The 13,416-nt window shown below is 67.0% G+C and carries 14 protein-coding genes; 4 read left to right on the forward strand and 10 right to left on the reverse strand.

From position 1 onward, the window contains the following. The first annotated feature begins 60 nt into the window (after window positions 1-60). On the forward strand, window positions 61-1,374 hold the full coding sequence (locus tag A5658_RS00685) for a glycosyltransferase 87 family protein (RefSeq protein ID WP_067329697.1): 1,314 nt from the start codon (window positions 61-63) through the stop codon (window positions 1,372-1,374). Window positions 1,375-1,391: 17 nt separating this feature from the next. Here the strand turns inward: A5658_RS00685 and A5658_RS00690 are convergent, their stop codons facing one another. After that, the gene (locus A5658_RS00690) at window positions 1,392-2,744 is read right to left on the reverse strand and encodes a S9 family peptidase (protein ID WP_067329641.1); all 1,353 of its coding nucleotides are present in this window, start codon (window positions 2,742-2,744) and stop codon (window positions 1,392-1,394) included. A 130-nt stretch (window positions 2,745-2,874) separates the two neighbouring features. On the opposite strand from A5658_RS00690, the gene A5658_RS00695 reads away from it, so the two are divergent. Together A5658_RS00695 and A5658_RS00700 are read left to right on the forward strand one after the other, a co-directional pair. Next, complete coding sequence (locus A5658_RS00695) at window positions 2,875-3,786, forward strand: fumarylacetoacetate hydrolase family protein (protein WP_067329644.1); 912 nt, start codon at window positions 2,875-2,877, stop codon at window positions 3,784-3,786. After that, window positions 3,783-4,481 carry a TetR/AcrR family transcriptional regulator gene (locus A5658_RS00700; RefSeq protein WP_067329648.1) on the forward strand — a complete coding sequence of 233 codons (699 nt, stop codon included), beginning with the start codon at window positions 3,783-3,785 and terminating at the stop codon, window positions 4,479-4,481. The genes A5658_RS00695 and A5658_RS00700 overlap by 4 nt, the downstream gene beginning before the upstream one ends. Here A5658_RS00700 and A5658_RS00705 read toward each other — a convergent pair. From A5658_RS00705 to A5658_RS00725, 5 genes are all read right to left on the reverse strand, one after another. Beyond that, window positions 4,478-5,209 carry a 1-acyl-sn-glycerol-3-phosphate acyltransferase gene (locus A5658_RS00705; protein ID WP_067329651.1) on the reverse strand — a complete coding sequence of 244 codons (732 nt, stop codon included), beginning with the start codon at window positions 5,207-5,209 and terminating at the stop codon, window positions 4,478-4,480. The two genes, A5658_RS00700 and A5658_RS00705, sit on opposite strands and share 4 nt — an antisense overlap. Before the next feature lie 135 nt (window positions 5,210-5,344). After that, window positions 5,345-5,719: a hypothetical protein gene (locus tag A5658_RS00710; RefSeq protein ID WP_067329703.1), complete on the reverse strand. Its 375-nt coding sequence runs from the start codon at window positions 5,717-5,719 to the stop codon at window positions 5,345-5,347. Continuing rightward, a complete protein-coding gene (locus A5658_RS00715) occupies window positions 5,716-6,969 on the reverse strand; it encodes an ArsA family ATPase (protein WP_082992849.1) in 1,254 nt (417 codons plus the stop codon). The genes A5658_RS00710 and A5658_RS00715 overlap by 4 nt, the downstream gene beginning before the upstream one ends. A gap of 2 nt (window positions 6,970-6,971) precedes the next feature. Further along, window positions 6,972-7,409, reverse strand: coding sequence for an SRPBCC family protein (locus tag A5658_RS00720; protein ID WP_067329654.1), 438 nt, complete (start codon window positions 7,407-7,409; stop codon window positions 6,972-6,974). Between the two features lie 113 nt (window positions 7,410-7,522). Continuing rightward, window positions 7,523-7,921, reverse strand: a complete 399-nt coding sequence (locus A5658_RS00725) for a polyketide cyclase / dehydrase and lipid transport (RefSeq protein WP_067329706.1) — start codon at window positions 7,919-7,921, stop codon at window positions 7,523-7,525. A 125-nt stretch (window positions 7,922-8,046) separates the two neighbouring features. Here A5658_RS00725 and A5658_RS00730 point away from each other — a divergent pair, with 125 nt between their 5' ends. Beyond that, on the forward strand, window positions 8,047-9,849 hold the full coding sequence (locus A5658_RS00730; protein WP_067329656.1) for a long-chain fatty acid--CoA ligase: 1,803 nt from the start codon (window positions 8,047-8,049) through the stop codon (window positions 9,847-9,849). Between the two features lie 26 nt (window positions 9,850-9,875). On the opposite strand, the gene A5658_RS00735 is transcribed toward A5658_RS00730, so the two are convergent. From A5658_RS00735 to A5658_RS00750, 4 genes are all read right to left on the reverse strand, one after another. Continuing rightward, complete coding sequence (locus A5658_RS00735) at window positions 9,876-10,970, reverse strand: glutamate--cysteine ligase (RefSeq protein WP_067329659.1); 1,095 nt, start codon at window positions 10,968-10,970, stop codon at window positions 9,876-9,878. 197 nt (window positions 10,971-11,167) lie between these two features. Continuing rightward, entirely contained in the window at window positions 11,168-12,304 is a 1,137-nt protein-coding gene (locus A5658_RS00740; RefSeq protein WP_067329663.1) for a glycosyltransferase family 4 protein, read from the reverse strand. 21 nt (window positions 12,305-12,325) lie between these two features. Next, on the reverse strand, window positions 12,326-13,147 hold the full coding sequence (locus A5658_RS00745) for a hypothetical protein (RefSeq protein ID WP_067329666.1): 822 nt from the start codon (window positions 13,145-13,147) through the stop codon (window positions 12,326-12,328). Between the two features lie 13 nt (window positions 13,148-13,160). Next, window positions 13,161-13,416, reverse strand: a 256-nt coding sequence (locus tag A5658_RS00750) for a C40 family peptidase (protein WP_197503001.1), incomplete at its 5' end; no start/stop codon positions are given.

Consider the following 13,416-nt stretch of genomic DNA (forward strand, 5'->3'; position numbering starts at 1 on the left):
ACGCAGATGACCGTCCGCGACACCGTCCAAGGCCCGAGCACCGATAGTCTGTTCCTCGATATGACTAAATGGCGCTCGCCCGACGCGGGCAGTTCGCGCGGGCCAGAAGCCACAGCGCAACCGGATCGCTGGCGACAGGCCGGCTGGTTGCTGCTGCAACTGGCCGCGCTGGCGGCGCTGGGATACGCCAGCTGGCATGTGCTCGGCAGCACGGTCTACCGGATCGACATCGACGTCTACCGGATGGGCGGTCAGGCCTGGCTGGACGGGCACCCGCTGTACAGCCCGGACGTCAAGTTCCACACACCGATCGGCCTCAATTTGCCGTTCACCTACCCGCCGCTGGCTGCGGTCATCTTCGCGCCCTTCGCCTGGCTGGGCATGCCGGCCGCCAGCGTCACCATCACGGCGATCACGCTGGTGCTGCTGCTGGTCTCCACGATGATCGTGCTGACCCGCCTCGAGGTGTGGACCACCAGCCGGGTGATGCCCGGCCCCGCGTGGTTGCGCCGCTGGTGGTTGACCGCGCTGGTGGTGGCCTGGGCGACGCTGTACTGGGAGCCGATCCAGGCGAACTTCGCCTTCGGTCAGATCAACGTCGTGCTGATGACGTTGGTGATAGCGGAGTGCGTGCCGCGACACACGCCGTGGCCGCGCGGGCTCCTGCTGGGGCTGGGCATCGCACTCAAGCTCACGCCGGCGGTGTTCCTGCTGTACTTCCTGCTGAACCGGGACCGCCGCGCCGTCCTCACGTCGCTGGTCTCCGTGGTGGCTGCGGTCGCGGCCGGATTCGCGCTGGCCTGGCGGGACTCGTGGGAGTACTGGACCCACACCGTGCGCAACACCGATCGGATCGGATCGGCGAGCCTGAACACCAACCAGAACATCGCCGGCACGCTGGCGCGGCTCGGCCTCGACGACCATCAACGCTTCCTGCCGTGGGTGCTGGCGTGCTTCCTGGTGTTGGCGCTGACGGTGTGGGCGGCGCGCCGGGCGTTGCGGGCCGGCGAGCCGGTGTTGGCGGTGGTCTGCATTGCGCTGTTCGGCCTGGCGGTGTCGCCGGTGTCGTGGTCGCACCACTGGGTGTGGATGCTCGAAGCGGTCATCGTGACCGCGGTACTGGGCTGGCGGCGACGCAACGCCGCGCTGGGCTTCGTCAGTGCCGCCGGGGTGGCCGCGATGGTGTGGACGCCGATCGACCTGATGCCCAAGCATCACGAGGTCGGCATCGCCTGGTGGCGCCAACTGGCCGGGGTCTCGTATCTGTGGTGGGCGCTGGCCACACTCGTCGCGACGGGGGCCACCGTCGGTGTCCGGGCGACCACGGCGACGGCGCCGCGCCCATCGAACACGCCCGCGCCGGTCTCCGCCTGATCCGCTAGCCGACCGGATCACCTCACGGCGGCCGTGAGGTGCTCGGTAAGCCAGCGCTGTGAGTAGTCGAGCCATTGGCGGTAGTGGCCCATCGCGCAGTGATCGTCGTCGGGGTACAGGAGCAGGGTGGCATTGGCAGCGGCACGGGCGAGGTCGCTGCTGTCTTGAGTGCTCATCAGGGTGTCGTGGTCGCCGTTGATGACCAGCAGCGGAATCGTGATGTCCGGGTAGAGATCTCGAATCGACAACGCCCTGAGCTTGCTGATCAGATCGATCGGGTGGGCAGCGCCGACTGTTCTGGCTAGGGCGTGCAGGATGATCTGCGGGGTGCCCAGTGCGCCGCCGTGAAAGGACCTGTGTGTCGGCGCACCGCACGCGATCGCGCAGGCCAGCCGATGGTTGGTGGCGGCCAACCGGGCGGTCCAGTAGCCGCCGAAGCTGACCCCGACCATCGCGATGCGGTCGGCGTCGATCCGCTCGTCGGCGGCGAGGTGGTCGATGACCCGGTGGTAGACCGCCTCGGATTCCGGGCTCATCGGATCGATGTAGGCGTAACTGCCTGGCATCTCCATGACGAAAATTGCCATGCCCGAATCGCGGTAGCGCAGTTGCGGGATCGCCAGCTCCTGGACCGTGCCCTCCAGACCGTTCGTGGTCAACACCACCGGATGAGGCCCGACTCCCGGGGGCACGATGAGGTAGCCGCGGGCGGCGTCACCGCCGACCAGCGGAATCTCGACGCGTTCGAGCGTAAGCCCCAGCGTGGGTGCCACCGCTCCCACCAACGCGTCGAATAGGCAGGCTGAGCGCCAGTAGGCCTGCATCCGGTCCGGGTCATGCCCAGGGAACGCACTCACCTGGTAGTAGGTGATCGCCTTGACCCACGCGTCAAGAGCCCGGTACGCCAAGGTGACGCGGGGACGATCCCCGGTGGGCACGTGCTCGTCGACCAGCGCGGTGAGCGTGCCGGTGTCCGGTTGCGGTCCGTGGTCGGCGAACAGCTCCACTGCGGGCGCGATCCATTCGGTCAGCCGGTCGACGTGCTCAGCAGTGGACACCGGGTCGCTGATATCGAGGACGGCAGCGGGCTCGGCGCCGGCCAGGCTGCGCAGCAGGTCGGTGGCTTGCCCGGCGTGCGCACCGGCGATGCGATTCCAGTACGCGCACCAGCGGTCGCCCCGGAAAGACCGGGCCCCCCGAATCTGCCGGGCGAATGAGCTGTGGTCGAGTCCACCCATGTTGGCGTAGCGCAGCACAAACAGAGCGGGCAGAAACGGCGCAGCCCCGGTCCACCGTGCCGCCAGATCAGTGCTGCGGGTGACGGCGCAAGCAGTCACGAAGAGCTTCTGCAGCAGGGTGGGCTCGGCCATCGGCGTCCTTTCAGAGCGCGGCGGACGGCGTCCTGAACACACCGCCAATCCGGAACGATTGTTCCGACACTAGCATCGATCTGCGATAATCTGGAACGACTGTTCCGCTCCGAAATGAGGTCACTTTACGATGAAGCTGAGGCGGGTGCGCACCACCCAGGGTGTGGAGCTGCAGGCGCAGGACGCCGGTGGTTCCTGGCATTCCACCGACGACCACACCGCGCTCGGTGGTCGCATCTTCAACCCTGACTGGGAGTTGGCCCGCGCCGACGAACACCTTCGTCACAGCACCGTGTTGTTGCCGTTTCAGCCGGCGTCCTTTCGCGACTTCATGCTCTACGAGCAACACGTCCTGGACGCCAGCCGAGGCCTCGTCAGGCGCTTTCATCCCGGGCAGTACCGACTCGTCGATGCCGTTGAAACGGTCACCCGGCGCCCGTTCCCGCTGCTGAAGCCCAAGCAACTGTTCTACGCCCAACCCATGTACTACATGTCGAACGCGTTGACGTTCGTGCCCTCGGGAACACCGATCGCCGCACCGGCCTACACCAAGGCCCTGGATTACGAGGTGGAGATCGGGTTCGTCTTGGCCCAAGGCCTGTTCAATGCCACCCCGGCCGAAGCGCTCGACGCCATCGGCGCGTTCGTCGTGCTCAACGATTGGAGTGCCCGCGACGTGCAGCGCGCCGAGATGAACAGCGGATTCGGGCCCCAGAAAGCCAAACACTTCGCCAGCTCGATGTCGGAGGTTGCCGTCACCGCCGAGGAGATCCTGCCCCACATCGACGCCCTTGAGGGCACGGTGATGATCAACGGATCGACGGTGTCCACGGTGTCTAGCGCCGGCATGCAACACGGTCTCGGCGAGGTATTGGCCCACGCCTCCCGAAGCGAACACCTACGCCCCGGCGAGCTCTTCGGCACCGGCACGCTTCCCGGCGGCAGCGGCATGGAAACCGGACACTGGCTGCATCCTGGAGACACCCTGGGGCTGAGCATCACCGGCATCGGCAGCATCGAACACGCGATCGTCAGCTCGTGACCGCGCCAGCCAACCAGCCCCCGCGCGCCGCGCGAGCGGCCAACCGCGAGAACCTTCGGGAGCGGCTACTCGACAGTGCCGAAGAACTCTTCGCCGACCGTGGCTACTTCGGCGTCAGCGTCCGCGACATCACCGACCACGCCAGCACCCGGCTCGCCGCAGTCAGCGAGCAATTCGGCGGCAAGGAAGGCCTCTTCCGCGCGGCCCTGCAACGCCGCATCCGACCGCTCAACGACGACCGACGAACCCGGCTCGAGGGACTACCCGTCCGCGGCACCCGGGCCCGGCGTCTGCGCGCGATCATCGACGCATTCACCGAACCGATGCGCCAACGAGCCGGTAACCCCGGATGGGACAACTACTTTCGCTTCATCGCCCAACTCGCCAACTCCGGACACCCGATCGGACGCTTCATCGCCGACGACTACAACGTCATGGCCGCCGACTTCATCAGCCACCTACAAGCGCTGTTCCCCGCCGCCACCGACGCAGCCGTCCACGACGCCTACCTGCACCTAGTCGCAGCCACTCTGCACACCTACTCCAACAACCTGCGCCTGGACAGCCTCACCGAAGGCCGCATGCACACTGACGACATCGAAGAACGCCACCATGCACTCGTGCGCTTCGTCGAAGGTGGGATCATCGCCCTGGCGACAGAATCAGCGCCCAGACGGCCACCTACCGAGTTTTAGCCGGCCGCCGTCTCAGGAATCCGAGACGGCGATGCTTTTCCCGGTGACTCCGAACCGTCGCCGTTCTTCAGCGTCGCGGCGTAGATGTCGACGTACTCCTGCTCCGACAGTCCCATCAGTTCGTAGATCACCTCGTCGATGACCGCGCGTTCGATGAAGCGGTTGCCCGCCAGCCCATCGAACCGGGAGAAGTCCATCGGCTTGCCGAAGCGAACGGTGACCTTGCCGAACCGGAGCATCGAGGTTCCGGGTGGGTTCACTTTGTTGGTGCCGATCATCGCGACCGGGATCACCGGGACGCCGGTCTCCAGCGCCAGTCGCGCGAGCCCGGTCTTGCCCTTGTAAAGCCGGCCGTCAGGCGATCGCGTCCCTTCGGGGTACATCCCGAGCAGCTTGCCCTCGTCCAGCACCCGCTTGGCGGTGTCCAGCGCGGCCTGCGCCGCGTCGGCGCTGCTGCGGTCGATCGGCACCTGGCCGACGGCCGTGAAGAACCACCGGCTCCACCAGCCCTTGAATCCGGTTCCGGTGAAGTATTCCGACTTCGCCAGGAACGTGATCCGGCGACGTACGACCAGCGGCAGGTAGAAGCTGTCCATCACCGCGAGGTGGTTGCTGGCCAGGATCGCCGGGCCGGAGTGCGGAACATGTTCCAGTCCTTCGACTTTCGGGCGGCCAAGCAGGGCGAGCAGCGGGCCCAGAAGGATGTACTTGAAAATCCAGTACGCCATCAGGCCTCCTTCTCAGCCGCGCCAGCAGTGTTCAGCGCCAAGAGTACCGACCCAGTGTGTGTGCGACCACATGACATCTGCGACTTGTTGACACGGCAACGTTTATCCGGCCGATGTGCTAGGCGGCCGTCGCCGCTATTCCTCGACGGTTACGGTGATCGGCTGGTAGCGACTCGTCGGTGCGGGTTTGTCCGCGGCGTTTGCCGTGCCGCTGCCGTCGGGTGGACCATCCGGCGGTGGCGGGGCGGGCCGGTCGACTTGATCGACGATCGCGCGGATCACGCCCAGCAGCGCGACGCTGTGTTCGGCGATCACGGTCAGCAGCGGATGCTCGTCGCCGGTGACGACGGCGGCCAGTGCGCATACCGGGCACCAGACCTGCTGACAGGTTCCGGTGCCGGCACCGTCGCCGACGGCGCGCGCTGCGGCCAGGCGGACCGCGGGGTCGATCTGCTCGAGAATCTTCTGGGCGAGCCTGCGCAACTCCGGACCGATGTCGGGGTGGGTCATCTGGGCCACACCTCCGGATCGGGTTGGAAACGTACAGTCAATTCGCTGCCGCGAAGATGCGCGTCCATCACAGTGCATCGACGCAGAACGGACGCCAGTCGGACTCTTCGCCGCATGCCGCCGGCGCCGACGATCAGGTCGTCGCCGACGCGGCCCAGAGTAAGCGCGCCGGATTCAATCTGCGGCAACTCTAGCCGCATTCGGTAGACCGACTCGAGTCCGGATCCTGATTCCAGATCCACCACCGGACGCAGCGGCCCCGGCGGCGCGGACCCGTCCCGCCGGCGGGCGCTGTCCAGCAATTCGGCTAACGCTTTGGGACCGATCGGCTCACCCGCCAGATGCGGTGTGAGAACCAGCGCCACGTCGCCGATGGCGGCGTCGAGTTCGGCGAGCACCGTCCGCTGCTCGTCGATCCGCTCCGAGTACCAGTCGAAGGCCGGGTGCGCGGGCAGGTTGCTGTATTCGTACGAATCGTCTTGCATCAGAATCTGGTTGACGATTAGTTCCTCTACGCGCACGCCCATCAACGCCAGCGAGCCCAGCGTCCGGATCGCTTCGGCCGCCACCACCCGCTCCGCAGTGAGCACCAAATGCGCGCCCACGAGCGTGCCGTCGGCGAGCAGCGCGCTGAGATTCTCCACGCTGGCACTGATCCGTTCCAGCAGCTCCACCACCGCGGCGGACCGCACGTCGTCGGCGCCGGTGGAAAGCCTGCGGTGACGCGGCCATGCGCGCTCGACGTACAGCGCGAATGTTGCCGGCAGGGTCAGCATCCGCAAGGCGTCCGCGGTCGACGCGCAATCCACCACCAGGTGATCCCATTGTCCGCACCGCGCCAGCTCCCCGACCTCGTGCAAGCCGAGCACTTCCTGGACTCCGGGCAACGCCGAAAGTTCCTCCGGCGCAATATCTCCCAGCTCAGATTGGGGGAATCGGCGGTCCAGCGTCTCGACCACCGTGCGCCAGCGCGCCTCAAGCAGCGCCAACGTGTCCATCGCCAGCGCGTCGAGCGAACCGGTTTCAAGATCGGCCATCACCCGGACGGCATCGCGGTGGCCGGTCGGCAAGACCGGGACGCCCAGCACGTCACCCAACGAGTGCGCCTGGTCGGTGGACACCAGCAGCACGCGCTGACCCGCGCGCGCTTCATGCACGGCCGTCGCGGCCGCCAATGTGGACTTCCCTACCCCGCCCTTGCCAACGAAAAGACTGATTCGACTAGAGGAGGGTGGGACTGATTCACCCAGACTCACTCAGCCTCGACTCGTTTCTTCAGGTCCTTCAACGCGGTATCGGTCAGCCTGCGCTCTGCTTTTCGCTTGAGCAACCCGATCATCGGCATCGCGAGATCGACGGTCAGCTCGTAAGTCACCTCGGTTCCAGATCCCTTGGGCGCCAAGCGATATACACCGTCCAGCGATTTGAGCAGCGAACTGGAAACCAGCGACCAGCTCACCGACTTACGGTCTTTGGACCACTTGTAGGAGAACACCAAGGTGTCCTTGAGCACGGCGGCGTCCATCACAAAGCGCGCCACCTTGGGCTTGCCGGCGGAGTCGGATTCGAGGACCTCGGCTTCTTTGTACTCCGAGACCCAGTCGGGGTACGAGCCGATGTCGGCGATCACGTCCATCACCGTGCCCGGGTCCGCGTCGATGTAGATCGTCTGGGCCGTCTTCTCCGCCACCTGGTTGCTTCCTTCTCCGCGCTACGCGGCTCGGGCCGCCGTGCCCGCCGCTATGCCTGCGTCACTGGGCTCGAACGTCTGCCCACGGCAGAAACGGTACTCCCCGACCGAGCTCAGGCCTGGTCAAGCACCGGAGAAACCCCGACCGGGCGGGAACTCTCCAGCGTCGTCTTCACTTCGAACGCCATCTTCTTGCCCGCGACGCGACGCCGGTGCGTCATCTTCGCGAGGTTGAGCTTGGCCAGTTGCGGTGCCTGCACGCCGGTGGGCTCGGCGTGCAGAAAATAATGCAGCAGTGCGCCGCCCAGCATCGGCTCGAGCCAGATTTCCATCGTGCCGGTCAGCGGGCCGGCCACCGCCCACCGAACGCCCTGCGGCCCTCGATCTTCGGTCACCTCCAGGCGCAGGTCGGGCCACCACTTCCGCCAGTTGGACGGATCGCCGACCACAGCTCCGATGCGCGCCGGGTCCGCGGCGACGTACGTCTCGTCGGCAATCTGAACGCTGTGCACGGCCAATAGCTTCACATACCGCCGCGCCGACCGGGAACCGCCTGCTCACCAACGGCCCGTCCGGCGCACGTCGTCATCGGACTACACTTTCGATCGCCTGAAATCGTTGAAGCGAGGTCTGAAGAGTGCGCGAATTATCTGTTCCCGCCGGGTTCACGGTCGGTGAGCACGACAACATCGTGGCCACGGTGTTCGAGCACGAGCGCGACGATCCCGACGCGGTGATCTTCAACCGTCTGGTCGACGGGAACTGGGTGGACGTGACCTGCGCCCAGGCGGCAGCCCAAATCCGTTCGACCGCACTGGGTTTGATCGCTGAAGGGGTGAATGCGGGCGACCGGGTGGCCATCTTCTCCGCCACCCGCTATGAGTGGGCGATCCTCGACCAGGCCATCCTCGCGGTCGGCGCGGTCACCGTCCCGATCTACGAGACCTCCTCAGCCGAACAGGTGCGCTGGGTGCTGAGCGACTCAGGCGCGGTGCTCGCATTCGCCGAGACCGATGCCCACGCGAAGATCGTCACCGAGCTCTCGGGCGAGCTGCCAGGACTGCGGCGGGTGCTGGTCATCGACGGTTCGGCTCCCAAGGCGCTCGACCACCTCCAGGAGGCGGGTGCGTCGGTGGAGCCGGCCGAACTCACCGCTCGCCTGGAGGCGCTGCGCAGCGGCGACCCGGCGACGTTGATCTACACCTCGGGCACCACCGGTCGCCCCAAGGGCTGTCAGCTCACGCACGCGAATCTGGTCTACGAGACCCGCGGGACCAAGGAAGTGCTGCCGACCCTGCTCAAGAAAGGTGAGCGGCTGCTGATCTTTCTGCCGCTGGCGCACGTCTTGGCCCGCGCGCTGACGTTGTGTGCGTTCCACAACAAGGTCGTCGTCGGATTCACCAGCGATATCAAGAATCTGGTGCCGATGTTCGGGGTGTTCAAGCCGACCGTCGTGGTGTCGGTTCCGCGGGTGTTCGAGAAGGTGTACAACACCGCGGCGCAGAACGCCGCCAACGACGGCAGGGGGCGCATCTTCGAGATGGCCGCGCAGACGGCCGTCGACTGGAGTGAAGCCTGCGATCGCGGCGGCCCCGGCCTGCTGCTGCGCGCCAAGCACGCGCTGTTCGACAAGCTGGTGTACCACAAGCTGCGCGCCGCGCTGGGCGGTAACTGTCATGCGTCGGTGTCTGGTGGCGCACCGCTGGGCGCGCGGCTGGGCCACTTCTACCGCGGCGTCGGCTTGACCGTCTACGAAGGCTACGGGCTGACCGAGACCAGCGCGGCGATCACCGTCAACCAGGTCAACGCCTTGAAGATCGGCACGGTCGGAAAGTTGGTGCCCGGCAACAGCATGCGGATTGCCGACGACGGCGAGTTGCTGCTGCGCGGCGGTGTGGTGTTCCACGGCTACTGGCACAACGACCAGGCCACCGACGAGTCGTTCGAAGACGGCTGGTTCAAGACCGGTGACTTGGGCGCGGTCGACGACGACGGGTTCTTGACGATCACCGGCCGCAAGAAGGAGATTATCGTCACCGCCGGCGGAAAGAACGTTGCCCCAGCGGTTTTGGAAGACCAGTTGCGCTCGCATCCGCTGATCAGCCAGGCGATGGTGGTCGGCGACGCCAAGCCGTTCATCGGCGCGCTGATCACCATCGACCCCGAAGCGATCGAGGGATGGAAGCAGCGCAACGGTAAGCCCGCCGGCGCGTCGGTGGCCGATCTGGCCGACGATCCCGACCTGCTCGCCGAGGTGGACACGGCCGTCAAACAGGCCAATCTTTCTGTGTCGCATGCGGAGTCGATCCGCAAGTTCCGCATTCTGCCGGTCGACTTCACCGAGGACAGCGGCGAGCTGACCCCGACGATGAAGGTCAAGCGCAAGGTGGTCGCCGAGAAGTTCGCCAACGACATCGAGGCGATCTACAGCAAGGACTAGTTGATCGGCCTACGCATCGCCGATGGTCAGCTCAGCGTGGCCACTGCCGCTTCGGCGATGACGTCCATCACCTCGTGGCGTTTCTGCCATGCGCGGAGCTGCCGCATCGCCCCATTCCCGTGTGCGACGATGCGGTCGAGTTCGCCCGTGACGCGGTCGAATTCACCGAGCGTCTCCAGGGCCGGCCGCATCCGTCGTACCAGGGTATCCAGCTGCACACGTGCCGGCACCAGTCCGCCGCCGTGGGTCAAATCGATTGCGCTGCCTGATAGTCCGTCGTGGGCGGCCTTCCAGTACGCAGCGCGCAAGGCACCCGCCGGAAGGCGTCCGATGTCATCGCCCCGCACAGGCTCCTCGAGTGCTGTCATCACGGCCGCTCGGACCAGAGTGGCCAATAGCACCGTTTCGGCGACCGTTGCCGGTACATCGGCCACCCTGACCTCGACCGTCGAGAAGTTCGCCGATGGACGCACATCCCAATAGATCATCTTCTGGTCCAGGATTACATCGGCGTCAACCAACATGGCGACCGAACGGTCGTACTCTTCGACAGAAGCGAAGAACGGTGGCGCACCCGCAACCGGCCACCGTCTCCACAAGACGCTGCGCCAGCTCGCGTAGCCGCTGTCGGCATTACGGTACAGCGCCGAATTAGCCGACAACGCAAGCAAAGACGGTAGCCAGGGCCGCAGCCAATTGCTGACCCGGATGGCAGCCGCGCGGTCGGACACGTGCACGTGCACATGACATCCGCATATCCCCGGCTCGTGCGCGATCATCCCAAACTCCATCCCGATCCGCCGATACCGCTCGGTGCCGCTGACCGGGAACTCGTGCGGCACCGCCGGCGGGAGCCCCAGCGCCACAAGCTGGACGCCGGCGGCCCGAGCCGCCTCGGCCGCGATACGCCGCAGCCGGGTGAGGTTTTCGCCAAGTTCGGCGCTGGTGGTGGCCACGCTGGAAGTAGTTTCGACCTGACAAGCGCTCAATTCCAGCTGCAGTGCCAGGCCGCGGTGCTCGGCCTCGGCGGCCACCGCAGCGTTACGCGGGGTCGGCTCACCGGTCCGTGGGTCAACCAGGAGGAACTCTTCCTCCACCCCAACAGTGGGGAGTTCGCCCATTCAGCCTCCCGGCATCCAGCTCGCACCCTCATTATCGCCGTTTGCTACGCAGAGCCGAGTCAAATCGCGATCGGAGGTGGGATCCGCCGTGAGAACCCACCGCGCAGCTCGTCCAAAATTATTCTCGCGCAACGCTCTTCGGGACCAATTTGTGTCTGCCACGTCTATCCGGGCGATAGCCTCGTCACGACGGATCATTAGCCGCGGATCAGATCCGACAGGCGCTTGGCCAGATCGTCGGATCGCCACTGCGCGGTGACCCATTCGCGGCCGGCGGCGCCCATCTCGGCGGCACGGTCGGGGTCGGCCAGTAGCTGGCTGACCGCGTCGGCGATCTGCCGCACCGAGGTGCCGTCGACCACCATCCCAGTCTTGTTGTGCTGCACCGTTTCCGGCGCACCGCCGGAGGACCCTGCGACGACCGGTACGCCGGTGGCCGACGCCTCGAGGAAGACGATGCCGAGCCCTTCGACGTCGAGTCCCGCGCCCCGAGTGCGACACGGCATGGCGAACACGTCGGCCATCGCGTGGTAGGCCGGCAGTTCGGCGAACGGCACGCCGCCGGTGAACGTGACGTGATCGGTGACGCCGGATCTCTCAGCCAGCCTGCGCAACGTGTCCAGATACGGCCCGCCGCCGACGATGACCAGAGCGGCGCCGCCCACCCGTTGCCTGATCGCGGGCAGCGCGCGGATCAACATGTCTTGTCCTTTGCGCGGTACCAGCCGCGACAGGCACACCACCGTGGGCCGCTCACCCAGGCCGTAGCGGGTACGCATCTCGTCGCGGCTGGCCGGGTCGGGCCGGAATCGCTCGGTGTCGACACCAGGTGGCAGGTGTTCCAGCGCGGCTCGCGATCCGAACGCCGAGGCGAAGCGCCCTCGCGTGTAACGGCTGACGTAGGTGACGACGTCGCAGTCGTTCCCGATACGGCGCAGCACCGAGCGGGCCCCCGGCAGCATCGACCAGCCCACCTCGTGGCCGTGCGTGCTCGCCAGCACGCGACGCGCGCCGGCCTGCCGCGCGCGCCCGGCCAACAGCGCCAACGGCGCGGCGGCCCCGAACCAGACGGTGTCGATGTCGTGCTCGGCGATCAGCCGTCGCATGCGGCCGTCGACGGTGGGTACCGGCAACATCAGCGTCCCGGGATGGCGAACGACGCGGTAGCCGGCGGTGTGGGCGTCGAAGACGTCGGCGTCCTTCCACTGCGGCGCGTACACGGTCAAGGTGTGCTCACCCGCGGCGGCCAGCCTGGTCACCAGGTCGACCAGATACGACTGGATCCCGCCGCGCCGAGGCGGAAAGTCGTTGGTTACCAGCAGGACCCGGGACACCTAGGAAGGCTAGCGTGACGCTCAGCGGGTGGGCTGACGGGTCAGCCACCGCTGCCAGTCGGCGACTATCCCGGCTTCGTCGGTGCCGAGCACGTCGTGGACGGCGGAGGGCAGGTCGGCATGCCGGTAGCCACAGGCGGCGACGTAGAGCGCGCGCAGCGTCGGCGCCCCGCGGGTGTCCGCGACGAACAACGCGAACAGCCAGGCGCGGTCGTAGGCCTGCGACCGTTGCGGGCCGGGGTCGGCGAGGTCGGTGTCGGACGGCAGGGCGGCGGGCGGCGGTATTTGAGGCAGCGGGGTGTGCGGCCGTGCGACGTAGTCCGCGACGCCTTCGGTGAGCCACCGGGGCGCGTCCAACGCCGTGTCGGCGCGGGCGGCGTAGTGAAAAAGCTCGTGGGTCAACACGATTCGCAATGCACGCTCGTTCATGTCCGCCGCGCCGGGCGCGAACACGATCCGCTGACCGAACGCGATCCGCCGCGCCGGGTCGACGCGGTCGGCGACCGCGATCGCGGCGATATCGGCCCACTGTCCGGCCGGACCGCCGCCGGCCTTCGCCTCGAACTGCGGCTGGGTGCCGGTGGCGAGGACGTCGATGTCGTGGGGCCAGTCGCGGCCCCAGAATGCGTCCACTGCGGCGATCGCCGGGCCCATGTCCGCGGCGATGCGAGTCAGCAGGACGTGCTGCCGCGATCCGCCGAGATTGGCCATCCGCACGGTGCGGTCGCCGACGTCGAGACGCTGCGGTGCGCTGACCGACGGCGGCGGCGACGGGGCGTGGCTCGGCCTGGCCGCCAGGAGGGCGCCGACGATCACCTCGGCGAGCAAAACGCAGGCCAGCAGCCGGCGCTTGGCGTTAGTAGCGGCGGGCGTCGTAGATCGGGCCGGAGGAGTTCATCGGCACGACCCGCACCGGCACGCCATAGGTGGACGAGTGGATCATCAGGCCGTCACCGATATAGAGGCCCGCGTGCGAGGCATCGGAGTAGAAGGTCAGCACGTCACCGGGCTGCAGGTCGGACAGCGCGACCGGCTGTCCACCGTGTGCCAGCGCCTGGCTGGAGTGCGGCAGCGCGATGCCGGCCTGCTGGAACGCCCACATCACCAGGCCC

This window comes from Mycobacterium sp. 1245111.1 (genome assembly GCF_001673405.1).
Taxonomy (GTDB): domain Bacteria; phylum Actinomycetota; class Actinomycetes; order Mycobacteriales; family Mycobacteriaceae; genus Mycobacterium.

What these genes read in the sequence shown, in the direction of transcription:
- A5658_RS00685 (WP_067329697.1), top strand. Translation starts at nt 61, where the DNA reads ATGACTAAATGGCGCTCGCCCGACGCGGGCAGTTCGCGCGGGCCAGAA.
- A5658_RS00690 (WP_067329641.1), bottom strand. Translation starts at nt 2,744, where the DNA reads ATGGCCGAGCCCACCCTGCTGCAGAAGCTCTTCGTGACTGCTTGCGCC.
- A5658_RS00695 (WP_067329644.1), top strand. Translation starts at nt 2,875, where the DNA reads ATGAAGCTGAGGCGGGTGCGCACCACCCAGGGTGTGGAGCTGCAGGCG.
- A5658_RS00705 (WP_067329651.1), bottom strand. Translation starts at nt 5,209, where the DNA reads ATGGCGTACTGGATTTTCAAGTACATCCTTCTGGGCCCGCTGCTCGCC.
- A5658_RS00710 (WP_067329703.1), bottom strand. Translation starts at nt 5,719, where the DNA reads ATGACCCACCCCGACATCGGTCCGGAGTTGCGCAGGCTCGCCCAGAAG.
- A5658_RS00735 (WP_067329659.1), bottom strand. Translation starts at nt 10,970, where the DNA reads ATGGGCGAACTCCCCACTGTTGGGGTGGAGGAAGAGTTCCTCCTGGTT.